The sequence below is a fragment of the Actinomycetospora sp. 2LY8.5 genome, assembly GCF_057180585.1.
Genome location: NZ_JBXUHE010000005.1, coordinates 47,361 through 71,458 on the forward strand (window position 1 = coordinate 47,361; position 24,098 = coordinate 71,458).

Sequence of the window (24,098 nt, forward strand, 5' to 3'; positions counted from 1 at the left end):
ACGGCGGTGGTCAGGCCGCCGGCGTCAGCGCCCGCAGTGGCTGGGCGAGCTCGCTCGTGAAGTGCTCGAAGAACCCGTCGACGTCCGGGCCCGCGTTGATCAGCGCGAGGTGGTCGTAGCCCGCGTCGACGAACGGCCGCGCGGCCGCGAGCTGGGTCTTCACGTCGGGCCCGCACCCGAACGCCTGCCGCATGTCCTCGGTGGTGACGTAGGCGGTCGCGGCGTCGAAGTTCACCGGGTTCGGCAGCTCGGACTGCACCTTCCAGCCGGTGACGCCGAAGCGGAACAGGCGGCGGGCGGACTCGGCACCCTCCTCCTCGGTCGGCGCGAACGCCATCGGCACCTCGCAGTAGCGCGGGCCCTGCCCGCCGGCCGCGGTGAACGCCTCGACGAGGTCGGTGCGTGGCTCGGTGGTGAAGATCCCGTCACCGAGCTCGGCGGCGAGCCGGGAGGCCCGCGCGCCGCCGGTGGCGACGACGATCCGCGGCAGCTCGTCGGGGAGGTCGAAGACCCGCGCGTCCTCGAGCGTGAGGTGCTTGCCCTCGTAGCTCCGGTACCCCCTGTCGCCGTGCTCCCCTTGACGCCAGAGCAGTCGGATGATCTCCAGCGACTCGCGCAACATCTGGTGCCGCACGTGCACCGCGGGCCAGCCCTGTCCGACCACGTGCTCGTTGAGCCGCTCCCCGGACCCGACGCCCAGGGTGAAGCGACCGTCGGCGAGCAGCTGGGTGGTCGCGGCGGCCTGGGCGATGATCGCCGGGTGGTATCGGATGAACGGGCAGGTCACGCCGGTGGCGAGCTCGATCCGTTCCGTGCTCGCCGCCATCGCGGCGAGCATCGACCACGCGAACCCCGAGTGCTGCTGCTCGGAGACCCACGGGTGGTAGTGGTCGGAGATCTCGACGAAGTCGAAGCCGGCCTGCTCGGCGCGCACGCACTGGCGCACCATCTCGGTGGGCGAGTAGGCCTCGGCGATCAGCTTGTAACCGATCTTCACGGACGGACACCTCCGGGTCGGGGGACGACCCGCCGGGGTTCCCGATCGCTCCCGGAATCCACGCGGGCGACGGCGTAACGTCGCCCTCCCGGCGGACGACACACAGGGTGGCCCCGCGGGGCGGTGGACCCCCGACCCGCCGCTCCGCGGGCCTTCACCGGTCGAGGCTCGCCGCGGTGCGGCCTCCCTATCGCCTAGTTCGCGCCGGCGCCGTCGAGCGGCTTGTCGGGCTCGATGCGGGGCATGTTGCCCCCGCCGCCTCCGCCGCCGCCCGAGTCGGGCTCCACCCAGATCGTCACGGCCTCCCCGGCCGGCACCCGGGTGCCCGGCTCGGGCTGCTGGGCCGTCACCGTCCCCTCGACCGTGGGCGGCGTGTCCGGGTCCGGGTCGACGGCCACCACCCGGGCGGCCATCGCGACCTCGTGGGCCTGCGCCGCCGGCAGGCCCACGAGCGCGGGCACGAGCACCAGCTCGGGTGTCCTCATGAGCAGGGACGGTAGCCAGCTCACGGTGGCCGGTGCCACCAGAGCCGCACCCGCGTCCCCTCCGGCTCCCGTTGCAGGTCGTGGCCGTCGGTGAGCGCGGAGAGCAGCAGCAGACCCCGCCCCCGGTGTCCGGGGTCGGCGGGCGGCGGCTGCCAGCCTCCGCGGTCGGAGACCGCGATCTCGAGCCACGGCCGCCCGGGCGGACCCGCGACGGCGAGCCGGGCCGTCACATCGAGGGGTCCCGTGCCCTCGGGATAGGCGTGGTCGACGACGTTGGTCAGCGCCTCGTAGAACGCGGTCGCCACGTCCTCCAGGCGCGCGGTCAGCGAGGCCTCCCCGGAATCAGCGCAGGAGGCCCCCGCCGTGGCACGCACCCAGTCGACGAGATCGGTCCGCAGGGTTCGCAGATCCCGGGCGCGGACGACCTCGTGGGCGACCTCGTGCACCACGCAGCGCGTCTCGGTACCCGCCGTGCCGTGCATGGTGGTGGGGTCGACGGCACGGACCCGCTCGAACCATCGCGAGTGGGGGATCCGCCGTGAATACGCTGTGAAGTCGTCGACACCGGTCGCCGGCGGGAGCCGCGCGCAGCTCGGACGGGCGGACGGGCATGATGGGCCGCCCGGCGCAACCGGGCGTCGGGGGACGGCAGGAGTGGCACATGGCGCGACCGCACGCCCGGTCCGGCACGCCCGCGTCCGGCCACCACCGGCGGCGGGCGCGGGGGCTGGTCGTCGTGGCCGCCGCGGCGCTGGCGGTCGCCGGGTGCACGGGCGGCCCCGAGCCGGCGGTGCCACCGATCCCGATGTCGTCGACGACGCCGTCGGCCACCGCACCGCCGCCTCCGGATCCGAGCGGTGTGGCGCGGTTCGCTCCGTGCAGCGGCGGGCTGCAGTGCGCGTCGGTGGCGGTGCCGGTCGACTACTCCAACCCGACCGGGCCGACGATGCCGATCGCCATCGCCAAGCGCCCGGCCACCGACCAGGCCGCCAAGCTCGGCGTGCTGCTCGTCAACCCCGGCGGCCCCGGCGGGTCGGGCATCGAGATCGTCCAGGCCGGCGTGCTGCCCCCGGAGGTCACCGACCGCTTCGACGTCATCGGCTTCGACCCGCGCGGCGTCGGCGACAGCACCGGTCTGCAGTGCCCGCTCGGGCCCGACACCCCGTACCTCGGTGACCCGGACCCGGGTGATCCGGCCGACGAGGCCGCCACCAACGCCGCGGTCGACCGGTACGACGCGGCGTGCGGCGAGCGCTACCGCGACCTGCTGCCCCACCTCGGCACCCGCAACGTCGCCCGCGACATGGACCGCATCCGCGAGGCGCTCGGCGAGGACCGCATCAACTACCTGGGCTTCTCCTACGGCACCTCGATCGGGCAGACCTACGCCCAGCTCTTCCCGACCCGCCTGCGCGCGATCGTGCTCGACGGCGTGGTCGACGTGAGCAAGCCGGGCCTGGACTCCTCGCAGGCCGAGAGCTTCGAGAACTCGCTGCGCCAGTTCGACGCGGCGTGCCGGACCGACCCGACGTGCCCGGTGCGCGCCGACCCGATCGGCACCCTCGACCGCGTGCGCGCCCGCGTCACCGCGGCCCCGCTGCCGGTGGCCGGCACGAGCCCGCTCTCGGCGGGCCTGCTCGAGATCGGCGTGGTCTACCCGCTCTACAGCACGTCGAGCTGGCCGCAGCTCGCCCAGGCCCTCGCGGCCGCCGACCGCGGCGACGGCACCCCGATGCGCGCGCTCGCGACCGCCTACTTCCGGGGCAGCAACTCCGACACCTACAACGCGGTGACCTGTCTGGACAACGCGTGGCCCACCGAGGACGACCAGGTGTTCGCGGCGGCCCGGGCGACCGAGCTGCGCGCCCCGCACTTCTCGGGCAACGTGCTCGTCAGCGGTCTGACCTGCGCCGACTGGCCCGCGCCGCAGCAGCCGCTCACGCCGCTGGAGAACTACACAGGCCCGCCGATGCTCATCCTGGGCACGACGAACGACCCGGCCACGCCGTACCAGAACAGCGTGGCCCTGGCCGGGCGCCTCCCGGGCTCGGCGCTGCTGACCTACCGAGGCGACGGCCACACCGTCTACACCAACGGCGTCGCGTGCGTCGACGACGCCGTGAACCGCTACCTCGTGGGTACGGCCCTCCCGCCCCCGAACACGACCTGTTAACAACGCCCGTGTCAGCGACGTGGCGTCGCTGACGTTGAATGTCCGTATCGCCACGCGCTCGATGAGGGGCCTGTGCGTGTGGTGACGTAGGGTCAGCGGCGGTGCGCCGGGAAGGCTGGTCGGCAGTCGCTGCCGCCCGCCCACCGGAGGATCGTTCGTGACCCGCCCGATGCCCCGCCTCTTCGCCCGCGGCTCCTGGTCCGAGACCAGCCGGGTCGGCGACATCCTGCGGCGCGAGACGGTCGGCGGGATCCTGCTCCTCGTCGGTGCCGTCGTGGCGCTGCTCTGGGCCAACTCGCCGTGGCGCGACTCCTACACCGCGCTCGCGGAGCTCCGGGTCGGTCCGGCGTCGTGGCACCTCGACCTGAGCCTCGCGACGTGGGCGGCCGACGGTCTCCTGGCGATCTTCTTCTTCGTCGCGGGCCTGGAGCTCAAGCGCGAGTTCGTGGCGGGTGACCTGCGCAGCCCGTCGCGCGCGCTCCTGCCCGTCGCGGCCGCGGTAGGCGGCATGATCGCGCCGGCACTGATCTACACCGCGATCAACGCGGGCGGACCGGGCGCGCCGGGCTGGGCCATCCCGACCGCCACCGACATCGCCTTCGCGGTCTCGGTGCTCGCCCTCATCGGCTCCCACCTGCCCGACGCCCTGCGCACCTTCCTGCTCACGTTGGCCGTGGTCGACGACCTGCTCGCCATCACGATCATCGCGATCTTCTACACCGACCGGCTCGAGATCGTCCCGCTGCTGCTCGCGCTGCTGCCGCTCGCGGCGTTCACCGTCCTCGTCCAGCGACGCGTCCGCTCGTGGTGGCTGCTCCTCCCGCTCGCCGTGCTCACCTGGGCCCTCGTCCACGGGTCGGGCGTGCACGCCACCGTCGCCGGCGTGCTGCTCGGGTTCGCCGTGCCGGTGATCCGGCGCAGGGAGGGCCCCGGCCCGGGGCTCGCCGAACACTTCGAGCACCGCTGGCGGCCCCTGTCGGCCGGGATCGCGGTGCCGGTCTTCGCGTTCTTCGCCTCCGGCGTCACGGTCGTCGGCGGGGGGCTCGGCGCCGCGTTCGGCGACCCGATCACCCTCGGGATCGTCGCCGGCCTCGTGGCCGGCAAGGCCGTCGGCATCGTGGGCGCGACGTGGCTGGTCCAGCGCGTCACCCGGGCCCGGCTCGCGGAGGACCTGGCCTGGACCGACGTCCTCGGCCTCGCGCTCCTGGCGGGCATCGGCTTCACGGTCTCCCTGCTCATCGGGGAGCTGGCCTTCGGTTCGGGCTCCGCGGCCGACGACCACGTGAAGATCGGCGTCCTGACCGCGTCCCTGCTCGCCGCGCTCCTCGCGACGATCGTGCTGCGCTACCGCAACCGCGTGCACCGGCGGATCCACGAGCGGGAGCGCGTCGACGACGACCACGACGACGTGCCCGATGTCTACGAGGAGGAGGGCCGCGAGCACGGTCGGTGAGCCCGCGCGCCGGCCGTCGCAACGCGCTGGGCCGATGGCGTCGGGCTGCGGCGGCCGTGCAGAGCCAAGCGGGTGGCGTCGCGGGTGTCGGCCTTGCCGGGGCGGGAGTCGGGACGCACCCTCGCCGCATGACCGGACCGGCGGACCGCGCCGCCCGCAGTGCGCCCGGCCGACCTCGGGGGACGCGCGTGGTCGGCCCGGTCGACCCCGTGCCGCCCCCGCCGCCCGAGAAGCCCCTGCCCGGCATCGACCGCGAGGCGCTCGCGCGGACCGTCGCGATGGTCAACGACAAGGGCGGGGTCGGGAAGACGTCGCTCGTCGCGAACCTCGCGGGCCAGTTCGCCGCGGCCGGGTACCGGTGCCTGCTCGTCGACCTCAACCGCCAGGCCAACCTCGCCGACGACCTCGGCTTCCGCGACGGTCCCGCCGACGACCGCGGCGCCGGCCTGCTGGTGTCGGTGGTGGCGGGGACGCCGCTACGGCCGGTCGAGGGCGTCCGGTCCGGGCTCGACGTCGTCGCGGGCGGGGCGCGGCTGGTGGACCTCGTGCCGCTCATGGTGTCCCGCGTGCAGGAGCAGGGCCGCGAGGCGTTCCTGGCGCTCGCCGAGGTCCTCGCGCCCGTCGCCGGGGACTACGACCTCGTGTTCGTCGACTGCCCGCCCGAGACGACGATCCTCACCGACCTCGCGCTCGCCGCGGCCCGCTGGGTGCTCATGCCGACGAGTCCGACGGCGGGGGGCTCGTGGGGATGCGCCTGGTCGGTGAGCGCTTCGCCCTGGCCCGCGAGCTCAACCCCGACCTCGGGCTGCTCGGCGCCGTGCTGTTCGCGACCGGTTCGCGGTCCCGCGTCGTGCACGCCGAGGTCCGCGAGGCCGTCGAGGAGGCGTTCGGTGGGCACTCGCCGCTGTTCACCACCTCGATCCGCCACGCCGAGCGCACCGCCCAGGACGCCCGCCGCCTGGGTCGGCTCGCGCACGAGCTCGAGCAGGAGGTGGCCGCGCAGCCCGCCTGGTGGGCGGCCCTGCGCGACGGCGGGAGCAGCACCCGGCGCCTGTCACCGACCGCCGCGAGCGTCGCCGGTGACTACCGCGACCTCGGCGTGGAGCTGCTGACGCTCCTGCGCGCCACCGAGGAGTCCACGAGCCAGGACGTCCGTCCCGAGCAGGAGGCCACCCCGTGACCGCCGAGCCGAACTTCGCCGCCGACCGGTCCGACGACGCCGACCGCTCCGACCTGAGCAGCGCGTTCGGACGTCCCGCGACGTCGAGCCTGCGCGGCATCCTGCCCCCGCGCCCGCGGCGCAGCACCGAGCACATCGCGGAGGTCCCGGACGACACCGAGGTGGCCGCGGCGGACGAGGAGCTCGACGAGGCCACCGTCCCCGAGGAGACGGTCGCGCAGGAGGCTGCCTCCGACGAGCCCGCCCCGGACGTCACCGACGACGCCGCACCCGACGGGGCCCCGACGCCTCCGGCGGACGCCGGGCCTTCCCCACGGAGGCGCCGTCGCGACACCGTCGCGGCGAGGTCGGCGCCGCCCGTCGCGGGCGTCGCCAACCGGCGCTGGGGCTCGGTGCGGCTCGTGTCCCGGGACCACGTCGAGCTCCTCGTCCTCGTCGCCCTGAGCCGCGGCCCCGCGGACGGGCGCGAGCTCGCGGCGCGCCTGCGCGAGGACAGCGGCGGCGGTCTCGTCCCGCCGCCGACGACCGTGCAGCGCACTCTTCATCATCTCTCGCGTCACGGACTCGTCGCCCGCGACGCGGACAACGATCGGCGTTTTCGGCTCACCCCGTTGGGCACGCGGATCACGCGCGCACGGGTTCGCGCCTGGCACGCGATGCGTCGCGCCGTGGACTCCGTCGTGCGCGCTGCCGACGGGAACTGACCTCCCTTTCACACTCGGCATCCGGCCTGCGGCGGTCGTGCCGTTGCGACTACCCGCGTGCCGTGGAACGGCCGCATCGCGGGCTCCGAGGGACCGACATGATCGACGTACCGTTGCCGCTCGCCGGTCGCGCCGCTGCGTCGCGGAGCGATCGCAGGGTGTACGACCGTGCCCGCATTCGGTCCATGAATGTGTGGCACTGCGCCGAACCATGCATCGGCATTCGGGTGTCAGGTTTTGCGCATTCGAACGACCACCGAATGCGTGCCCTCGCTTCGTGCCTGCGTGACGGTAATTGAGGCGAACGGACCATGATGAATTTGATCTTCGCGGTCTAGCGTATTCGAGAACGGCGCGGGGTAATGTCCGCCATGATGGCGGCGGGCTGTGGTCCACCGCGGCAGGTGAGACCAAAATCCGTTCGGAGGTGCACGGTGCCCGGAACCGGCCTGAAATTGGCCCTCGCGGTCATCGGCGGCTATCTGTTGGGCCGTACGAAGAAAATGAAGCTCGCCATCATGCTCGGTGGCGCACTCGCCGGTAAGAAGATCTCGACGGATCCGGCCGCGATCCTCGGGCAAGTGTCGAAGCTCGTGCAGGCCTCGCCCGAGCTCCAGAAGCTCGACAGCGCCGTGCGCGGCCGGCTGCTCGAGGCGGGCAAGGACGCGGCTCTCGCGGTCGCGAGCTCCCGCATGGAGGCGCTGACCGACAACCTCGTCAACCGGGTCGAGAACCTCGGCAAGCCCGCGACCGAGGCCGCGGGTGCCGCGGGTCAGGCCGTGGGCCAGACGGCCGGTGCGGCCGGCGACGCCGTCGGGCAGGCCGGTGGCGCGGTCGGCGACACGGTGGGTGGCGTGGCCTCCACCGCGGGCGGTGCCGTCGGTGACACGGCACGCGGGCTGTCCGGGCGCGGCCGCCGCTCGAAGGCGGGCGACGCCTCGGGCGACGAGGGTGTCGACGTCGCGGAGGAGACCGCGGGCGACGCCGAGGACCCCGAGGACCCCGAGGACACCGGCGAGGTCGGCGAGGTCGACGAGGTCGACGACACCCAGAAGGCCGAGCGCCAGCCGGCCGCGGCGCGCACCTCGAGCTCGTCCGGCACCGGGGGCTCGGGCGGGCGCCGCCGCTCGACGAAGTCCTCGGGCTCCTCGAGCAGCTCGGGGAGCGGCTCCTCGGGCCAGGAGCGCCGCCGGCGCTCGACGTCCTCGGACGAGGGCTCCTCCTCGACCTCCGGTTCCTCGCGGTCGGGCAACGGCTCGACGCGCCGCACCGGGTCGAGCGGCAAGTCCCGTTCGTCCTCGTCCTCCTCCGAGGGCGGCGGCTCGCGCAATCGTGCGACGGCCGGCACCGGCACCCGGCGTACGGCGGCGAAGCGCGATGACTGAGGCCGCCACGGACGTCGCGTCGAACGGCCACCGACCCGACACCGACGCCGGGTCGCTGACCGACATGCTGCCGACCGACCGGCTCAAGCAGGCCGCGATGACGTTGCTGAAGGCGGCCACCGACAAGGCGGTCTCCTCGGCGCTCGACCAGGTCGAGGGCCTGACGAACAAGCTCACCGACGTCGCCGATAACCCGAGCGTCGGCCTGCAGTCGGCATTCGGCGCCGGTTCGTCGATGCTGCAGGGAGGCAGCGGCGTGGGGGGCGCACTCAAGGGCGGGCTCTCCGCCGTCAAGGACAAGGTCACGGGAGCGCTCGGCATGGGCGACGACGACGGCGACAGCGACGAGAGCGGCAGCGGCGGTGGGGGCGGCAGCTCCGACACCGGGCGCGGCAAGTTCAAGTTCATGAACATCTACGAGGTCCAGGACGTCGGGGTGCCGCTGCGCGTCGTCTACGACCAGTGGACCCAGATGGCCGACTTCCCGAGCTTCATGAAGAAGGTCGAGACGGTCAACCAGGAGTCGGACGAGAAAGTCACCTGGACCGCGAAGGTGTTCTGGTCGCGGCGGTCGTGGCAGACCACGATCCGCGAGCAGGTGCCCGACAGCCACATCATCTGGGTCTCGTCGGGGGCGAAGGGTTCCGCGGACGGCATCGTGACGTTCAGCGAACTCGCGCCGAACCTCACGCGCGTCGTCCTGATCATGGAGTACTACCCCAAGGGCTTCTTCGAGAAGACGGGGAACATCTGGCGGGCCGTCGGGCGTCGCGCGCGGTTGGAGTTCAAGCACTTCTGCCGCCACGTCATGATGGACACCCTGATCAACCGCGAGGAGCTCGAGGGCTGGCGCGGCGAGATCCGTGACAGCGAGGTCGTCAAGACCCACGAGGAAGCCCTCGAGGAGGAGCAGCGCGCGTCCGAGGAGGACGGCGAGTACGAGGACTCCTCCGAGGACGACCTGCCCGAGGACGACCTGCCCGAGGACGACCTGCCCGAGGACGAGCTCGAGGACGACGAGGACGACGAGGACGACGAGTTCGTCGCCGAGGACGCCGAGGACGCCGACCTCGAGGACGAGTACGAGGACGCCGACGGGGAGCTCGACGAGGACCTCGACGACGAGGTCGAGGACGACCTCGACGAGGTGGACGACGAGCTCGAGGACGAGCCCGAGGACGCCGCCGACGAGGACGAGGTCGACGAGCCCGACGAGGCCGCCGAGGCGGACGAGCCCGACGAGGACGAACGTCCCCGACGCCGCTCGCGCCGTCAGCGCACCCCGGCCTGATCCGGCCCGAACCAGCACTCCCGGTTGAGACCGCAGCCGGGCCGACCGTCACACGACCCGTCCCGGCGCCGGCATCCCGCCGGCGCCGGACCCCGTCGTCATCGAGAGGGGGCACGGTGACCGTCAGCCAACGGCAAGGCGGAGGCGTGCAGAAGGACCCGCAGGGCGGCCTCGCCGAGGTCCTGGACCTGATCCTGGACAAGGGACTGGTCATCGACGCGTTCGTGAAGGTGTCCCTGGTGGGGATCGAGATCCTCACCATCGACGCCCGCATCGTGGTGGCCAGCGTCGACACCTATCTGCGGTTCGCGGAGGCGACCAACCGCCTGGACCTGCACGCCAAGGGCGGCAAGGACCTGGGCGAGGTCGTCGGCGGCATGACCGAGGGCGCCACGCAGGGTGGCGCGAAGGGCAAGACCAAGGGCGTGCTCGACGCCGGCAAGGAGAAGTGGGACGAAGTGCGCGGTGAGCGCCAGAGCCGTCGTGAGCAGGCGTGAAGGAGGCCGGCGTGACCACCACCGAGGACTCCTCCCAGGGTTCGCCGAGCAGCGCCCGGGCGTCCTATGTCTACGGCATCGTGCCCGCCGGGGTGCGGATTCCCGACGGGCTCGACCCGATCCCCTACGGCGAGGACGGCAACCAGCTGGGTCTCGTCACCGAGGGCCGGCTCGCCGCGGTCGTCAGTGACGTTGCGGCCGACCGCGCCCTGGGGACGCGCAAGGATCTGATGGCCCACGAGTCCGTGCTCAACGCGATCGCGCAGGAGAACCCGATTCTCCCGATGCGCTTCGGGGCCGTCGTCACCGACGACGACGCCGTCGCCGAGGAGCTGCTGGCCCCGCACCAGGACTACTTCGTCCGGGCGCTCGAGCAGCTCGAGGGGCACCTCGAGTTCCGGTTGCGCGGCGACTACGACCAGGACGTGGTGCTGACGCGCATCATCGAGGCCGACCCGCACATCCAGACCCTGCGGGAGAAGATCGCCGGCGTCGACGAGGACGCGAGCTACTACGACCGCATCAAGCTCGGCGAGGCGATCTCGCAGGCCCTGGACCAGCTGCGGGCGGACGACGCGCAGGCCAGCGTCGACGCGCTCTCGAAGTTCGCGGTCGCGACGGAGGTCAAGGAGGCGGGAGGCGAGAACGGTGCGGTGCACCTCGCGTTCCTCATCCGGACCGACCACCGCAGCGACTTCGAGCGGGCGGTCGACGAGCTGGGCGACGCGTGGTCGGGACGGATCGAGCTGCGTCTCGTCGGCCCCACCGCGGCGTTCGACTTCCTGCCCGAGTTCGACGCCCCCGACGAGGCGCAGGCCTGAGGGCGGGTTGGACATGGGTTTCTTCACCGAGCTGCTGCTCCTGCCCCTGGCACCGGTCCGCGGGGTCGCGTGGGTGGGCGAGAAGATCGCCGACCAGGTCGACCACCAGATGAACGACCCGGCGGTCGTCCGCGCCCAGATCGACGAGCTGGACGCGGCCTTCGAGCGCGGCGAGATCAGCGAGGCCGACCGTGACGAGCAGCAGGAGGTCCTCCTGCAGCGACTCGTGGGCGGGGGTGGGGCGTGACGCGCTCTGCCGACGAGACGACCGAGGACACCGCGCTCACCGACCAGGAGCGGCCTCGTCGCCGACGATCCCGGGGCGGCGACACCGGCGCCGCACCGTCGGGGGAGAAGCCGCGGCGCCGCCGCGCCGATGGCAACGGCACCGCTCCCGAGGGCTGCGACGACGAGCGCCCACGCCGCCGACGGCGTCCGGACGGCGACGGCGACGGCGAGCAGGACAGGCGCCGCCGCCGCTCGGCCGACGACGGGGCGGCGGAGGAGACGCCGCGCCGACCCCGGGCGACGGGCGACGAGGGGTCGTCCGACAGGGGGTCGTCCCACGAGGAGAAACCACGCCGTCGTCGCCGGCCCGCGCAGGACGGCGCTGCCGAGGAGCGGCCACGCCGCCGTCGCCCGGCGGAGTCGTCCCCGGACCAGGAGCGGCCCCAGGGCCGACGCCGGTCGGCCGAGGCGGCGGAGTCGACCGACGAGCGGCCGCGGCCCCGGCGTCGTCCGGCCGACTCCACCGACGAGGAGCAGCTCCGGCGGCGCCGTCGCGCGTCGGCCGAGGACGCCCCGGAGTCGTCGGCACCAGAACGCGCCCGGCGCCGCCGCAAGCCGGCCGCCGAGGACGGCGACCAGGAGCGGCCCCGCCGTCGTCGGCGGTCGCCGGACGAGGAGCCCGCCGCCGAGCAGGAACCGCAGCGGCGTCGCCGCCCACACGAGGAACCGGCCGAGGCCCCCGAGCCCGCACCGGAGCCCGATCCCGATCCCGAACAGCCGAAGAAGATCCCCGCTCGCACGATCGCCCGATGGGCCGCCGAGCAGGTGCAGGAGATGAGCGGCAAGGAGAGCGAGGCCATCACCTCGGTACGCAAGACCGACGACGGGTACGTCGTGGGTCTGGAGGTGGTGGAAGCGCGGAAGATCCCCGAGACCGCCGATCTCCTCGCCTCCTACGAGGCCGAGATGGACGCCGACGGCGAGCTCATCAGCTACCACCGAGTCAAGCGCTACACCCGGGGACGCGGCGACGACGACTGACAGCCGGCCGGGCGGGGGACACGAGAGGAAGCAACCCATGAACGACCCGGTGCGTTGGACCGGGCAGATGCCGTCCACCCCGAACCAGGCGAGCCCCGCGCGGCAGGGCGGCGGCGGGGACGGCACGAACCTCGCCGACATCCTCGAACGGGTCCTCGACAAGGGCATCGTCATCGCCGGCGACGTCCAGATCAACCTGCTCGACATCGAGCTGCTGACGATCAAGCTGAGGCTGGTCGTGGCGTCGGTCGACCGCGCCAAGGAGATGGGCATCGACTGGTGGGAGCGCGACCCCACCCTCTCCTCGGGCCACGCGGAGCTCGAGGAGGAGAACCGGCGCCTGCGTGAGCGGCTCGAGGCCCTCGAGGGCCGCAACGGTCAGACCCCTGCGCTCGAGGGCGCCGACGACGAGGTTCTCGACGACGCTCTCGAAGACCGGGACGACGTCGAGGACGCCGAGATCGTCGACGACGAGGAAGACGAGGAACCCGTGGGCGAGGAGCCCGACCCCGAGCCGGCGCCGGCGCCCCGCAAGCGTTCGAGCGGTCAGGGGTCCGTCCCGCGGCGCCGGAGGTCCGACCGATGAGCGACACGCTGACCTACGTCTACGCGCTCGCCCGCGGCGTCCACCCCGCGGACGTCGCCGGCCTCGCCGGCGTCGGCGGCGGGTCCGTCCGCGTGCTGGCGGCGAACGGCGTCGCGGCGGTGGTGAGCGACGTCGACCGTGCCGAGTTCCAGGAGCTCGCGCTCGAGGAACGCCTGGAAGACCTCGAGTGGCTGGCGGCGACCGCGCGGGCCCACCACCACGTGGTCGACACCCTCGGGCACGACCACCTCGTCGCCCCCCTCGCCCTCGCGACCGTCTACTTCGACGACGAGCGCGTCCGCGCCGTGCTGGCCGAGAACGGCGCGGCCTTCGGGGCGGTGCTCGACCAGCTGGCCGGTCGCGCCGAGTGGGGCATCAAGATCTACGCGCGGAAGGGCGGCGCGAAGGCCGCGGAGCCGGCCGAGCCGACGAGCGGCGCCGAGTACCTGCGGGCGCGGCGCAGGGCGCTGCGCCAGAGCGAGACCTCGCTCGACGACGCCCGCGAGGCCGCGATGCAGGTGGACGCCGCCGTCACCGAGCTCGCGGCCGCGACCCGCAGCCACCGGCTCCAGGACGCGCAGCTGTCCGGGCAGTCGGACCCCATGGTGCTCAACCACGCCTACCTCCTGCCGGTCGAGCGGGCAGACGAGCTCCGCGACCTCGTCGCGTCGCTGCACGACCACCCGCGGGTCCGGGTCGAGCTCACCGGTCCGTGGGTGCCGTACTCCTTTGCGCAGGCGGCGCAGGGCGCCTCGTGACGGGGCCGGGCTCGGGCGAGCTCGAACCCCGGGCGACGACGCTGTTCGGGGACGAGGAGGTCGCGCTCGTCGACCTGCTCGACCGCCTCCTGGCCGGCGGTGTCGTGCTGGCGGGCGACCTGACGATCTCGCTGGCCGGCGTCGACCTCGTGCGCATCTCGCTCCGGGCCTTGATCACGTCGATCGCGCCGGTGGAGCGGCCGGGGACTCTGGCGGCGAGAGCAGACGGAGACGGCACGCAGCGCGGTGGAGCTGACGCGTCGGAGGCCGTGACAGCTCGCGTACCGGAGTCGGGACATGGCTGAGGAGGAGCACACCCGGGCCAACCGCATCGAGATCGACAAGGACGCGGTCCGCCGCGACCTCATGAAGCTCGTGCTGACGATCGTCGAGCTGCTCCGCCAGCTCATGGAGCGGCAGGCGATCCGGCGAGTGGAACAGGGCGATCTCACCGAACAGGAGGAGGAGGACCTCGGCACGTCGCTGATGCACCTCGCGGAGGCGATGGACGAGCTCACCGAGCAGTTCGGGCTCACCGCCGACGACCTCAACCTCGATCTCGGCCCGCTCGGGCCGCTGCTGCCGCGGAACAGATGAGCACAGCCGCCGAACGGGCGGACTCCACCCCGGCGCGGCGGGGTACTCGGACCGCATGACCAGCGCTCAGCGTCCGAGCAGCACCCCGTCCAGCCCGACCCCGACCGCCACGTCCGTCCCCGGCGCGGCGGGCGACCCGACGACCGTCGAGGGCACCACCGAGGTGCTGCCGTCGGTGATCCAGAAGGTGACGGCGTTCTCCGCGCGCGAGATACCCGGCGTCGTGGCGCTCGGGGGGAGCACGTCGCGTGCCGTCGGTGCCATGCGCCAGACGCTGACCGGCAACACCGAGAACACCGCCGGCGTGCGTGTCGAGCTCGCCGACCAGCAGGCCCACGTCGGCCTGGATGTCGAGATCGAGTACGGCGTCGGCGCCCGCGAGCTGGTCCGCGCGCTGCGCCGTCACGTGCCGAAGGCCGTCGAGGAGATCACCGGCGTCACCGTCGTCGAGCTCAACATCGTGATCACCGACGTCCACCTGCCTGGGGCCGACGTGGACGCCGACGCGGACTCCACGGCCCCGACGGCCCCGACGGCCGCCACGCCCTGAGCTACCGCAGGCCCGCCACCCACGCACGGCACGCCTCGGCGCTCGGCAGCACCCCGGCCCCCCGGGCCCGGTCGAGGGTGGGCGCGGCCCGGTCCTTGTCCGACAGGACGAGGTCCTCGCGCGCGACGTACTGCTCCCAGGGCAGGCCGAGAGCGGGATCGAGGGGGTCGACGCCGTGCTCGGCGGTGGGGTCGTACGGCGTCGAGCAGAGGTAGCTGGTGACGGAGCCGTCCTCGAGCGCGAGGAAGGCGTGCCCGAGGCCCTCGGCGAGGTAGACGCCGGTCATCGTCACGGGGTCGAGCCGCACCGCGTCCCAGCGCCCGTAGGTGGGGGACCCCACCCGGACGTCGACGACGACGTCGAGCACCGCGCCGGCGACGCAGTGGACGTACTTCGCCTGCCCCGGCGGGACGTCGGCGAAGTGGATGCCTCGCAGCACTCCGCGGCGGGACACGCTGGTGTTCGCCTGCGCCACCGGGAGGTCGTGCCCGACGGCGGCGCGGAGGTGCCGGCCCTGGAACGGCGCCGCGAACAGGCCGCGGGCGTCCGGGAACACCGGCGGCGTGAACCTCCACGCCCCGGGGACGGCCATCTCCTCGGTCTCCACGACCGGGGAGCCTAAGGACGTGCGTGGGAGGATCGTCGTCACGCCCGGCCGAGGGAGACGATGAGTACGGTTCTGGTGACCGGTGCCGCGGGGTTCGTCGGGTCGAACTTCGTGCGGTACTGGCGGCGCGAGCATCCCGGTGACCGGGTGGTGGCGCTGGACGCGCTGACCTACGCGGGGGTGCGGGGCAACGTCGAGGGCCTGTCCGGTGTGGAGTTCGTGCACGGCTCGATCGGTAACACCGAGCTGGTCGAGCACCTGTTGCGGGCGTGCTCGGTGGACGTGGTGGTGAACTTCGCCGCGGAGTCGCACAACAGCTTGGCGATCCTGCGTCCCGGCGACTTCTTCGCGACCAACGTGATGGGCACCCAGGGGCTGCTCGAGGCGGTCCGGCGGGTGGGGGTGTCGCGGTTGCACCACATCTCGACCTGTGAGGTCTACGGCGACCTGCCCCTGGACGTGGACGGTCCTGGTGCCGCGTTCACCGAGGACTCGCCGTACCGGCCGCGGACCCCGTACAACGCGGCCAAGGCCGGCGGCGACCACGTGGTGCGGGCCTACGGGCTGACCTACGACGTGCCCGTGACCATCACCACCTGCGCCAACAACTACGGGCCCTTCCAGTTCCCGGAGAAGGTGATCCCGCTGTTCACCACCCGCGCGCTCGCGGGCGAGGCGCTGCCGCTGTACGCCTCGACGAAGAACCGCCGCGAGTGGCTGCACGTCGACGACCACGCCCGCGCGATCGACGCGGTACTGCACCACGGGCGGGTCGGGCAGACCTACAACGTCGGCTCGGGGCACGAGGTCGACATCGAGGGCATCGCCGACGGCGTCCTCGGCGCGCTGGGCCTGGGACCGGAGCACAAGACGATCGTGCCGGACCGGCCCTCGCACGACCGGCGCTACCTGCTCGACAGCTCCCGGCTGCGTTCCGAGCTGGGGTGGGCCCCGCGGGTCGAGTGGACCGACGGGATCGCGGCGACCGTGGACTGGTACCGGGCCAACGAGGCGTGGTGGCGCCCGCTGATCGGGCGCAGCCCGGTGGTCGAAGGAGACTGGGGCGGGCCGTCGTGAAGGGCATCGTGCTCGCCGGCGGCAGCGGCACCCGGTTGCACCCGGTGACCCGCGCGGTGTCCAAGCAGCTGCTGCCGGTCTACGACAAGCCGATGATCTACTACCCGATCTCGGTGCTGATGCTGGCCGGCATCCGCGAGATCCTGATCATCTCCACGCCGGTCGACCTGCCGGCGTTCGGGCGGCTGCTCGGCGACGGCAGCGAGCTCGGGCTGTCGTTCTCCTACGCCGAGCAGACCGCCCCCAACGGGCTCGCCGAGGCGTTCCTCATCGGCGCCGACCACGTCGGCGACGACACCGCCGCGCTCGTGCTCGGCGACAACATCTTCCACGGGCAGGGATTCGCGTCGATCCTGCAGCAGCAGCTCACCCGGCTCGAGGCGGAGAAGGGCTGCGTGCTGTTCGGCTACCCGGTGCGCGACCCCGGCCGCTACGGCGTCGGCGAGGCCGACCAGACCGGTCGGCTGCTCTCGATCGAGGAGAAGCCCGCGCGGCCCCGGAGCAACCGGGCCATCACCGGGCTCTACTTCTACGACAACGACGTGCTCGACATCGCGGCCACCCTGACCCCGTCGGCGCGCGGCGAGCTGGAGATCACCGACGTCAACCGGGCCTACGTCGACCGCGGCGACGCCCGCCTCATCGATCTCGGGCGCGGATTCGCCTGGCTCGACACCGGCACCCACGAGTCGCTGATCGAGGCGTCCCAGTACGTCCAGGTGCTCGAGCACCGCCAGGGCGTGCGGTTCGCCTGCCTCGAGGAGATCGCCCTGGCCAAGGGGTGGATCACCGCCGAGCAGGCGTTCGTGCTCGGGGAGCGGCAGGCCAGCTCCGGCTACGGCGACTACGTCATGGACGTCGCCCGCCGTGCCGGAGCCGTCGCGCCCTAGTGCTTCTCGACGGGCTCCGTGCCGAGGAAGTCCTGGAAGTCCTTCGGGAGCTGGCTGGTGAAGTTCCGCCACTCGCCGTCGGTGAGGGCGGTCTCCAGCCCCTTGGCGATCGCCCGGGCGTGCTGGCGGGCCTGCGCGACCGTGACGCCGTCGCCCTCCTGGTCGGCGATGCGCTGGTAGAAGGTGTCGACGTCGAACCGCTCGCCGGCGCCCTGGTCGGGCAGCGCGTCGGCCAGGCCGCCGGGCAGCTGGGAGGCCAGGTCCTTGGCCTCGCCGCCCTCCAGACGCTGCCCGAGGACGGTCAGCGTGGCGCGCACGGCGCGCTCGGCGCTCTGGTTGTCCGGCAGGTCGAGGCTCTCCTTGACCGCACTGACGAACTCCTGCTGCTGCATCGTTCTCCTCTCGCACTCGTGACCCGTGGGTCGGAACGAGTGCGGGTGCCCGACGCGGCGCGCGGCGCACACGTGGCTGCGGGCGCGGGGTCAGAAGAGCGCGCGGACGAACTCGACGAGAGACTCCGCGAAGCCGGCCAGGATGGCCAGGATGCTGGTCACGGTGGCCGCGGCTGTCGTGGGCGAGTCGATGATCCAGAACAGCACGAGAGCCAGAGCGAGGAGCCCTAACACACGTTGCATGCTTCATACGGTAATCGCCACGGTCGTGTCCGTCACGCTCCGGCGACGGTACGGCCCCGAACTTCCCCTCGTCGGGCGACTTTCGTGCGGCGCCGGGCCGAGGTTCAGTCGTCGTCGAGGCGAGCGGCGAGCCCTCGGTTGAGCTCCGAGACCTCGAGGGTGCGTGGCCCCTCCGAGAACGTTACGGACGCGATGACCCCGTAGTTGACGAGCACCGCCTGGGTCTCGTCGAGCACGTAGCGGTGGACCTCCCCGTCGCGGACGAGCTGGTGGAAGCGGCCCACCACGGCGCCGAGCTCCTCCTCGAACTTCAGCGTCAGCGGGATCTGCGGGAGCGAGACGTAGACGGTCACAGTTCCTCCGGGCGCCACGGGAATTGCTCCGAGTGCCGCGCGTGGGGAGAACGGCGGCTACCGATCCTAGAACCATGGAGATCGACGGGGTCGAGGTCTTCGAACAGACGGAGGACTACGGCTATTCGTGGCACTGGGACGACCCGCGCGGGTTCCAGTCGGAGATCCTCTGGCAGCGCGAGGTCGGCCACCTGAGCCTCGGTACCCGGCAGTTGCCGGGCGGGTGGATCCACAACCGGCTCGACCCGAGCGCGTGGGGCAGCGCGCGGACGATCTACGAGGCCCGCCGGGTCGTCGAGGCCTACGTGACGCAGGCGGCAGCGAAGCCGGGCTGACGATCAGGGCGTCCCGGAGACGATCCGTCGCTCGCGGGTCAGGTCGTAGCCGTCCGTCGGGTAGGGCGGGCGCAGGTCGAAGACGTGGACGTCGTCGATCTCGTCGCCCACGTCCCGGATGCGGGTGGTGAGCGCGGTGGGCTCGCCGCCCGGGGCCTCCCGTCCCGCGTGGCCCAGGAGTCCCCCGCGGGAGGGGTCGTAGGCCCAGTCGGAGAGCGCCTCGTCGACGGTCTTGCCGTAGCCGACGGCCGCGACGGCCGGCTCGGTGACCCCGGCCTGCTGACGGGGCTGGCGCTGGCAGGGGAAGAGGAAGCCGATCTGCCACGGCAGCCCGACGGCCGCGCCCGCGGGCAGGTACTGCTGCAGCGGCACCCACGGGCGCTCCAGGGGCGCGGTGAACGCCAGCCAGCCGCCCGTCGAGGCGCTGCTGTCGTCGGCGACGAGACGGATCAGCTCCGCACCCGGGGGCGGCGGCGTGTTCGGGGAGGGCTCCGTGCTGGTGGGGTCGGGCTCCTCGGTCAGCGCCACCGGGCGCCACGCGGTGGACTCGTTCTCCGTCGAGACCGGCGCGCTCCCCATCGGCACGACGCCGCCCGGGCCCGTCCGCCCGTACTCGGCCCGCAGCGACACGTCGTCGCCCGTGCGACCGGACACGGACACGACGACCCCACCCCGGGCGGGGTCCGGGAGCCGGAACCAGTCGGTGGCGAAGACGCCCTGGCGGGAGTCGGCGTTCGCGCCCGACCCGGGCACCAGGAAGCTGCCCCACGCCGGCGTCCCGGGCGGCACGTCCGCGGGCAGCGGGCTACGCGGGAAGAACGCGCCGGGGACGAAGGGCTCGCTGCGCTGCTCGGGGGCCGGGGCTCCGGGATCGTCCACGGCCGGGATCGGCGGGGCGGGTGGCCCGCCGGGCAGCTCCGCCGGCAGGAGGGCCCGGGAGCCGCGGGCGTCGAGGACGTCGATCTGCTGGGCGAGGCCGCAGCGCGTGCCTTCGGGGTCGCGCAGTGCGTCGATCTGCGGGGACCAGCCGTCGGCGGTGCGCTCGGTCGCCCGCACGAAGTCGCCGACCGTCCACAGCGCGAACGTGGCGAGCAGGACGCCGGCCATCGCCGGCACCGCGATGCCGAGGGCCAGACGCCGCAGGTGGGGAGCCCGCCACCGGGCGAGCAGCCAGACGACGACCGTGACGGCGGCCAGCGCGAGCGCCCACCACAGGGGCTGGTCGAAGTCGAGGGTGTGCACCGACGGGACGTCGCCCTCGGACGGCCGCCCCATGCCCCAGCCGTGCGGCCACATCGCGCGGCCGTGCCCGGCGAGGGCGAAGAGGAGCACCGCCGCGACCGCCGAGGCGACGAGGGCGGCCTGGGGGACGCGACGGTCCCGGTCCAGGGCCGCGAGCAGGCGTGGTGCCTCGATCACCACCAGGGCGATCAGCACCGCGCCGAGCCCGGCGAAGGCACCGAAGTGGTGGGTCGGCTTGCTGGGGGTGGGCAGCAGCAGGACGAAGGCCAGCATCGTCGACCACGCCGCGAGCGGCAGGCGGGCCGGCACCACGAGGTCCCGTGCCCGGGCCGCCACGAACAGGACGAGGAACCACACGAGCGCCAGGAAGCAGACGAGGATGACGGCGCGCCGGGCGTAGGACCCGTGGTGGGTCATCGTGTCGAGGAGCGCGTCGTAGCGCAGGACCTCCTCGTACCAGGTCTGCGCGCGCTGGATCGGCGCGTAGATGTCCTGGGATCGGACGAAGTCGCGGTAAGCGCCGTCGGCGAATCCCAGCAGGCTTCCCACCGCGATCGGCGCGAGCACCACGACCCACCGGCCGGCGGCCGCCCACGCGGACGACGAGCGTTCCTGGATGTGCCGCCACATCGCGGGCGCCGCGACGATCAGCGGCGCGAGCGCGATGAAGCCGGTGGGGGCCGCCATCAGCCCGGCCATGGCGAGCCCGACCGCGAGGCCGAGCAGCGCGAGCCGGCGCCGCTCGAGGCCCTCGGCGACGGTGACGAGCGTCGCGACGGTGAAGAACCCGACGACCGGTTCGGGACGCACGCCCATGTCGTAGGGCAGCCACCACGCCAGGAAGGCGGCGGCGAGCGTCAACCGCGCCAGCGCCGGCGCCCACCAGGCGGACAGGGCGCGGGTGCCGAACAGGGGCGTGGATGCCACGAACGCCCGCGCCAGGAACCAGGTCCCGATGCCGAGGACGAGCGCGGGGATCCGCAGCATCACCGGCCCGAAGCCGACGACGCCCTCCCACCAGGACAGGGCGTAATAGGGCCACGAGAACGGCGTGTAGCCCTGGTTGAAGAGCTGGAAGTAGTTCGGCACGTACCCGGAGAAGGGCACGTTGGCCGCCATCGCGCTGTAGTAGCCGTCGTCGTCGGTGATCGGCGCGAGGAAGAGCCAGACGACGAGGACGGCCGGGACCACGAGATCGACCAGGCGTGGCCGCAGGCCCCAGGGCGCCGCCCCTGGCCGTCGCGCCAGCCGGTGCCGGAGGCGGGCGAGCAGGTGCGCGCCGGGTGGCCCCGGGGGGCTCCGGGTGTCGGCACGTGCGGCGAGCACCCCGAGGACGCCCATGGCGCCGGCCCCGACCGCCAGCGCGGCGATGATCACCACGATCAGCGCGGACTTGAGCGGGGTCGGCGTGTGGTCGAAGGCGTCGTCGAGCACGAGCCGCACCGACAGGTCGTCGGGGCCCGCTCCCGGGGAGGCGGGCGCCGAGGTCCGCAGCGCGTCCACCTCGGGCATCGGGCTGATCGGCTCGTGCTCGGGCTCGGAGTCGGGGAGCTCGTCCGGGTCGACCACGTCCGGGCGGGGTCCCGCCGTGGCCACCACGGTGCCGTCGATCGCGACGCGCACGGTGGTGCCGTCGCCGGTGACGAGGAATCCACAGTCACCGGGTGGCAGCGGCCCGTCGAAGAGGTCGGCCCCGCCGCTGCGGACGGCCACCCCGTCGCCCCGCGCGACGACGGTCAGCGCCTCCGCCTCGGCGTCCGGCGAGTCCGGGCCCATGGTGGAGAGCACGACGCCGTCCGGGGTGTCGGCGGCGGCACGGGCGGTGGCGCAGCTGAACCTCGCCTCGAGGGCCGCCGGCTCGTACGCCGTCAGCATCAGCATCGTCGGCGTCGGGTCGCGCGGGTCGGGCGGCCAGGAGACCTCGGGGGTGCTCACGGCGACGGGGGCGAACGGCAGCAGCAGCGCGCCGACGAGGGCGATCAGGCCGGCGACGACCGCGGTCAGTGCCGCCGCGGACCGCCAGGGCAGCACGCGACGCCGGGGTGCTTCTCCTGCAGCCGCTCGGTCCTCGGGCCGGGCGTCGGTGCTCAAACCGTCCGTTCTCCTTGTCGCCGCGAGGGGAGATCACGCTAGTCGTCCCGCCCGCAGGACGTTTCGGGCGGTTCCCGGTTCCCCTCGCGGTGCAGCGTCATGGATCGTTTCGGGTAACCCGATCAGCACCGCTGCACGGGAGGTTCCATGCCGCACGGCGTCGCGCACCAGCTCATCGCCTCGCACCTGGTCGACGGGGAGACGACCCCGGGCGAGGAGATCGCCCTGCGGATCGACCAGACGCTCACCCAGGACGCCACGGGCACGCTCGTCATGCAGGAGCTCGAGGCGCTCGGGCTCGACCGGGTGCAGACCGAGGTGTCGGTGCAGTACGTCGACCACAACCTCCTGCAGGCCGACGAGAAGAACGCCGAGGACCACGCCTACCTGCGCTCCGCCGCGCGCCGCTTCGGGCTCTGGTACTCGCGGCCGGGCAACGGCGTCTCCCATCCGACGCACATGCAGCGGTTCGGCGCGCCGGGCAAGACGATGATCGGCTCGGACTCGCACACCCCGGCCTGCGGGTCGCTGGGCATGCTCGCGATCGGCGTCGGCGGGCTCGAGGTCGCCATGGCGATCGCGGGGCAGCCCCTGAGCATCCGGATGCCCGAGATCTGGGGCGTCGAGCTCACCGGGGAGCTGCCGCCCTGGTGCTCGGCCAAGGACGTCGTGCTCGAGATGCTGCGCCGCCACGGCACCACGGGCGGCACCAACCGGATCGTCGAGTACTACGGGTCGGGGCTCGCCGGGCTGAGCGCGATGGACCGTCACGTGATCGCCAACATGGGCGCCGAGCTCGGGGCGACGACGACCGTCTTCCCCGCCGACGAGGAGGTCCGCCGCTTCCTCGCCGCCGAGGGCCGCGAGGACGACTACGCGGAGCTGCTCGCCGAGGAAGGCGCGGAGTACGACGTCACCGAGCACATCGAGCTCTCCGAGCTCGAGCCGCTGATCGCCCGGCCGTCCTCGCCCGACAGCGTGGTCCCGGTCCGCGAGGTCGCCGGCACCCCGGTCGGCCAGGTGGTCATCGGGTCGTCGGCCAACCCGGGGCTGCGCGACTTCGCGATCGCCGCGCGGATGGTCGACGGCCGGCAGACCCACCCGGGCGTGAGCTTCGACGTCAACCCGACCTCGCGACCGATCCTGGCCGACCTCACGCGGTGGGGCGGCACGACGTCGCTCATCGCCGCCGGCGCCCGCATCCACCAGTCCGGCTGCCTGGGCTGCATCGGGATGGGCCAGGCCCCTGCCCCGGGCACCAACTCGCTGCGCACGATGCCGCGCAACTTCCCGGGGCGCTCCGGGGCCGGTAAGGACGACCGGGTCTGGCTGTGCTCGCCGGAGACGGCAGCGGCGAGCGCGCTGCGCGGCGAGATCACCGATCCGCGGGCGCTGGCCGACGAGCTGGGCCTGACCTGGGGCGACCTCGACCTGCCCGAGCCGACGGTGATCCCGGGGATGATCGAGGAGCCGCCGCCGGACGAGGCGCAGCGCGAGGAACTGGTGAAGGGCCCGAACATCTCCGGGCTGCCCGAGCTCGACCCGTTCCCCGACGAGCTCGAGGTCCCGGTCCTGCTCGCGGTGGGCGACGACATCTCCACCGACGACATCTCGCCCGCCGGCGCCGAGGCCCTGCCCTACCGCTCGAACATCCCGGCGCTCGCCCGCTTCGCCTTCACGCGGGTCGACCCGGACTACCCGGCGAACGCCGAGGAGATCCAGGAGTCCGGACACGCGATCGTCGGCGGCGAGAACTACGGCCAGGGTTCGTCGCGCGAGCACGCGGCGATCTGTCCGCGCTACCTCGGTCTGCGCGTCGTCGTGGCCGCGTCGTTCGCCCGCATCCACTGGCAGAACCTGGCGAACTTCGGGATCCTCGCCCTCGAGTTCACCGGGGAGTCCGACCGCGATGCGGCGAAGCAGGGCTCGACGCTGTCCTTCTCGAACCTCCACGACCAGCTGACCGGCGGCGACGTGGTGGTCGGGCAGGTCGACGGCACCGAGTACACGTTCCGCCACCGGCTCTCCGAGCGGCAGGTGCGGATGGTCCTCGACGGCGGGCTGATCCGGCAGCTGGCGGAGGGGGCGGAGGGGAAGGACTGAGGCGGGCGCCCGGGGGCGG

The 24,098-nt window shown here is 73.3% G+C and carries 27 protein-coding genes and 2 pseudogenes; 20 read left to right on the forward strand and 9 right to left on the reverse strand.

Features of this window, described 5'->3' with window-relative positions; genetic code table 11:
• Positions 1-10: 10 nt before the first annotated feature.
• From AC2A1K_RS08630 to AC2A1K_RS08640, 3 genes are all read right to left on the reverse strand, one after another.
• On the reverse strand, positions 11-997 hold the full coding sequence (locus tag AC2A1K_RS08630; RefSeq protein ID WP_483895915.1) for a TIGR03557 family F420-dependent LLM class oxidoreductase: 987 nt from the start codon (positions 995-997) through the stop codon (positions 11-13).
• A gap of 194 nt (positions 998-1,191) precedes the next feature.
• Positions 1,192-1,482, reverse strand: a complete 291-nt coding sequence (locus AC2A1K_RS08635; protein WP_133826614.1) for a PASTA domain-containing protein — start codon at positions 1,480-1,482, stop codon at positions 1,192-1,194.
• 20 nt (positions 1,483-1,502) lie between these two features.
• Positions 1,503-1,964 (reverse strand): ATP-binding protein, encoded by a 462-nt coding sequence (locus tag AC2A1K_RS08640; protein ID WP_483895916.1) that lies wholly within the window; start codon positions 1,962-1,964, stop codon positions 1,503-1,505.
• Positions 1,965-2,143: 179 nt separating this feature from the next.
• On the opposite strand from AC2A1K_RS08640, the gene AC2A1K_RS08645 reads away from it, so the two are divergent.
• From AC2A1K_RS08645 to AC2A1K_RS08715, 15 genes and pseudogenes are all read left to right on the forward strand, one after another.
• The gene (locus tag AC2A1K_RS08645) at positions 2,144-3,655 is read left to right on the forward strand and encodes an alpha/beta hydrolase (RefSeq protein ID WP_483895917.1); all 1,512 of its coding nucleotides are present in this window, start codon (positions 2,144-2,146) and stop codon (positions 3,653-3,655) included.
• Positions 3,656-3,824: 169 nt separating this feature from the next.
• Positions 3,825-5,108 carry a Na+/H+ antiporter NhaA gene (nhaA, locus tag AC2A1K_RS08650; RefSeq protein ID WP_483896159.1) on the forward strand — a complete coding sequence of 428 codons (1,284 nt, stop codon included), beginning with the start codon at positions 3,825-3,827 and terminating at the stop codon, positions 5,106-5,108.
• 278 nt (positions 5,109-5,386) lie between these two features.
• Positions 5,387-5,779 (forward strand): annotated as a pseudogene (locus AC2A1K_RS08655) (ParA family protein); the annotation flags it as partial.
• A gap of 77 nt (positions 5,780-5,856) precedes the next feature.
• Positions 5,857-6,288 carry a hypothetical protein gene (locus AC2A1K_RS08660; RefSeq protein WP_483896172.1) on the forward strand — a complete coding sequence of 144 codons (432 nt, stop codon included), beginning with the start codon at positions 5,857-5,859 and terminating at the stop codon, positions 6,286-6,288.
• Positions 6,285-6,992: a PadR family transcriptional regulator gene (locus tag AC2A1K_RS08665; protein ID WP_483895918.1), complete on the forward strand. Its 708-nt coding sequence runs from the start codon at positions 6,285-6,287 to the stop codon at positions 6,990-6,992. Before AC2A1K_RS08660 ends, AC2A1K_RS08665 begins: the two co-directional genes overlap by 4 nt.
• A gap of 434 nt (positions 6,993-7,426) precedes the next feature.
• Entirely contained in the window at positions 7,427-8,377 is a 951-nt protein-coding gene (locus AC2A1K_RS08670; RefSeq protein ID WP_483895919.1) for a hypothetical protein, read from the forward strand.
• Positions 8,370-9,668, forward strand: coding sequence for an SRPBCC family protein (locus AC2A1K_RS08675; protein WP_483895920.1), 1,299 nt, complete (start codon positions 8,370-8,372; stop codon positions 9,666-9,668). Before AC2A1K_RS08670 ends, AC2A1K_RS08675 begins: the two co-directional genes overlap by 8 nt.
• A 146-nt stretch (positions 9,669-9,814) precedes the next feature.
• A complete protein-coding gene (gvpJ, locus tag AC2A1K_RS08680; RefSeq protein WP_243741651.1) occupies positions 9,815-10,165 on the forward strand; it encodes a gas vesicle protein GvpJ in 351 nt (116 codons plus the stop codon).
• A gap of 11 nt (positions 10,166-10,176) precedes the next feature.
• Positions 10,177-10,986 (forward strand): GvpL/GvpF family gas vesicle protein, encoded by an 810-nt coding sequence (locus AC2A1K_RS08685; protein ID WP_483895921.1) that lies wholly within the window; start codon positions 10,177-10,179, stop codon positions 10,984-10,986.
• Positions 10,987-10,999: 13 nt separating this feature from the next.
• On the forward strand, positions 11,000-11,233 hold the full coding sequence (locus tag AC2A1K_RS08690; RefSeq protein ID WP_483895922.1) for a gas vesicle protein GvpG: 234 nt from the start codon (positions 11,000-11,002) through the stop codon (positions 11,231-11,233).
• On the forward strand, positions 11,230-12,255 hold the full coding sequence (gene gvpO / locus AC2A1K_RS08695) for a gas vesicle protein GvpO (protein WP_483895923.1): 1,026 nt from the start codon (positions 11,230-11,232) through the stop codon (positions 12,253-12,255). Before AC2A1K_RS08690 ends, gvpO begins: the two co-directional genes overlap by 4 nt.
• Positions 12,256-12,322: 67 nt before the next feature.
• Positions 12,323-12,736: pseudogene (locus AC2A1K_RS08700) on the forward strand (gas vesicle protein); the annotation flags it as partial.
• Positions 12,737-12,837: 101 nt separating this feature from the next.
• Positions 12,838-13,599: a GvpL/GvpF family gas vesicle protein gene (locus tag AC2A1K_RS08705; protein WP_483895924.1), complete on the forward strand. Its 762-nt coding sequence runs from the start codon at positions 12,838-12,840 to the stop codon at positions 13,597-13,599.
• Positions 13,600-13,640: 41 nt separating this feature from the next.
• Complete coding sequence (locus AC2A1K_RS08710; RefSeq protein ID WP_483896160.1) at positions 13,641-13,904, forward strand: gas vesicle protein; 264 nt, start codon at positions 13,641-13,643, stop codon at positions 13,902-13,904.
• Positions 13,897-14,196, forward strand: a complete 300-nt coding sequence (locus tag AC2A1K_RS08715; RefSeq protein ID WP_483895925.1) for a gas vesicle protein K — start codon at positions 13,897-13,899, stop codon at positions 14,194-14,196. The genes AC2A1K_RS08710 and AC2A1K_RS08715 overlap by 8 nt, the downstream gene beginning before the upstream one ends.
• A 66-nt stretch (positions 14,197-14,262) precedes the next feature.
• On the opposite strand, the gene AC2A1K_RS08720 is transcribed toward AC2A1K_RS08715, so the two are convergent.
• Positions 14,263-14,460, reverse strand: coding sequence for a hypothetical protein (locus AC2A1K_RS08720; RefSeq protein WP_483896173.1), 198 nt, complete (start codon positions 14,458-14,460; stop codon positions 14,263-14,265).
• Here AC2A1K_RS08720 and AC2A1K_RS08725 point away from each other — a divergent pair.
• Positions 14,384-14,746: an Asp23/Gls24 family envelope stress response protein gene (locus AC2A1K_RS08725; RefSeq protein WP_483896161.1), complete on the forward strand. Its 363-nt coding sequence runs from the start codon at positions 14,384-14,386 to the stop codon at positions 14,744-14,746. The two genes, AC2A1K_RS08720 and AC2A1K_RS08725, sit on opposite strands and share 77 nt — an antisense overlap.
• A gap of 1 nt (position 14,747) precedes the next feature.
• Here the strand turns inward: AC2A1K_RS08725 and AC2A1K_RS08730 are convergent, their stop codons facing one another.
• On the reverse strand, positions 14,748-15,353 hold the full coding sequence (locus tag AC2A1K_RS08730) for a dTDP-4-dehydrorhamnose 3,5-epimerase family protein (protein ID WP_483895926.1): 606 nt from the start codon (positions 15,351-15,353) through the stop codon (positions 14,748-14,750).
• Positions 15,354-15,413: 60 nt separating this feature from the next.
• On the opposite strand from AC2A1K_RS08730, the gene rfbB reads away from it, so the two are divergent.
• Both rfbB and rfbA read left to right on the forward strand, forming a co-directional pair.
• Positions 15,414-16,430, forward strand: coding sequence for a dTDP-glucose 4,6-dehydratase (gene rfbB / locus AC2A1K_RS08735; RefSeq protein WP_483895927.1), 1,017 nt, complete (start codon positions 15,414-15,416; stop codon positions 16,428-16,430).
• Positions 16,427-17,320, forward strand: coding sequence for a glucose-1-phosphate thymidylyltransferase RfbA (gene rfbA, locus AC2A1K_RS08740; RefSeq protein ID WP_483895928.1), 894 nt, complete (start codon positions 16,427-16,429; stop codon positions 17,318-17,320). The genes rfbB and rfbA overlap by 4 nt, the downstream gene beginning before the upstream one ends.
• Here rfbA and AC2A1K_RS08745 read toward each other — a convergent pair.
• From AC2A1K_RS08745 to AC2A1K_RS08755, 3 genes are all read right to left on the reverse strand, one after another.
• The gene (locus AC2A1K_RS08745; RefSeq protein WP_483895929.1) at positions 17,317-17,712 is read right to left on the reverse strand and encodes a DUF2267 domain-containing protein; all 396 of its coding nucleotides are present in this window, start codon (positions 17,710-17,712) and stop codon (positions 17,317-17,319) included. The two genes, rfbA and AC2A1K_RS08745, sit on opposite strands and share 4 nt — an antisense overlap.
• Positions 17,713-17,802: 90 nt before the next feature.
• A complete protein-coding gene (locus tag AC2A1K_RS08750; RefSeq protein WP_483895930.1) occupies positions 17,803-17,955 on the reverse strand; it encodes a hypothetical protein in 153 nt (50 codons plus the stop codon).
• Between the two features lie 104 nt (positions 17,956-18,059).
• Positions 18,060-18,308 (reverse strand): hypothetical protein, encoded by a 249-nt coding sequence (locus AC2A1K_RS08755; protein ID WP_483895931.1) that lies wholly within the window; start codon positions 18,306-18,308, stop codon positions 18,060-18,062.
• A 74-nt stretch (positions 18,309-18,382) separates the two neighbouring features.
• On the opposite strand from AC2A1K_RS08755, the gene AC2A1K_RS08760 reads away from it, so the two are divergent.
• Entirely contained in the window at positions 18,383-18,643 is a 261-nt protein-coding gene (locus AC2A1K_RS08760; protein ID WP_483895932.1) for a hypothetical protein, read from the forward strand.
• A gap of 3 nt (positions 18,644-18,646) precedes the next feature.
• Here the strand turns inward: AC2A1K_RS08760 and AC2A1K_RS08765 are convergent, their stop codons facing one another.
• Complete coding sequence (locus AC2A1K_RS08765) at positions 18,647-21,976, reverse strand: arabinosyltransferase domain-containing protein (protein WP_483895933.1); 3,330 nt, start codon at positions 21,974-21,976, stop codon at positions 18,647-18,649.
• 147 nt (positions 21,977-22,123) lie between these two features.
• Here AC2A1K_RS08765 and AC2A1K_RS08770 point away from each other — a divergent pair, with 147 nt between their 5' ends.
• Positions 22,124-24,079 carry an aconitate hydratase gene (locus AC2A1K_RS08770; RefSeq protein WP_483895934.1) on the forward strand — a complete coding sequence of 652 codons (1,956 nt, stop codon included), beginning with the start codon at positions 22,124-22,126 and terminating at the stop codon, positions 24,077-24,079.
• Positions 24,080-24,098 lie beyond the last annotated feature (19 nt).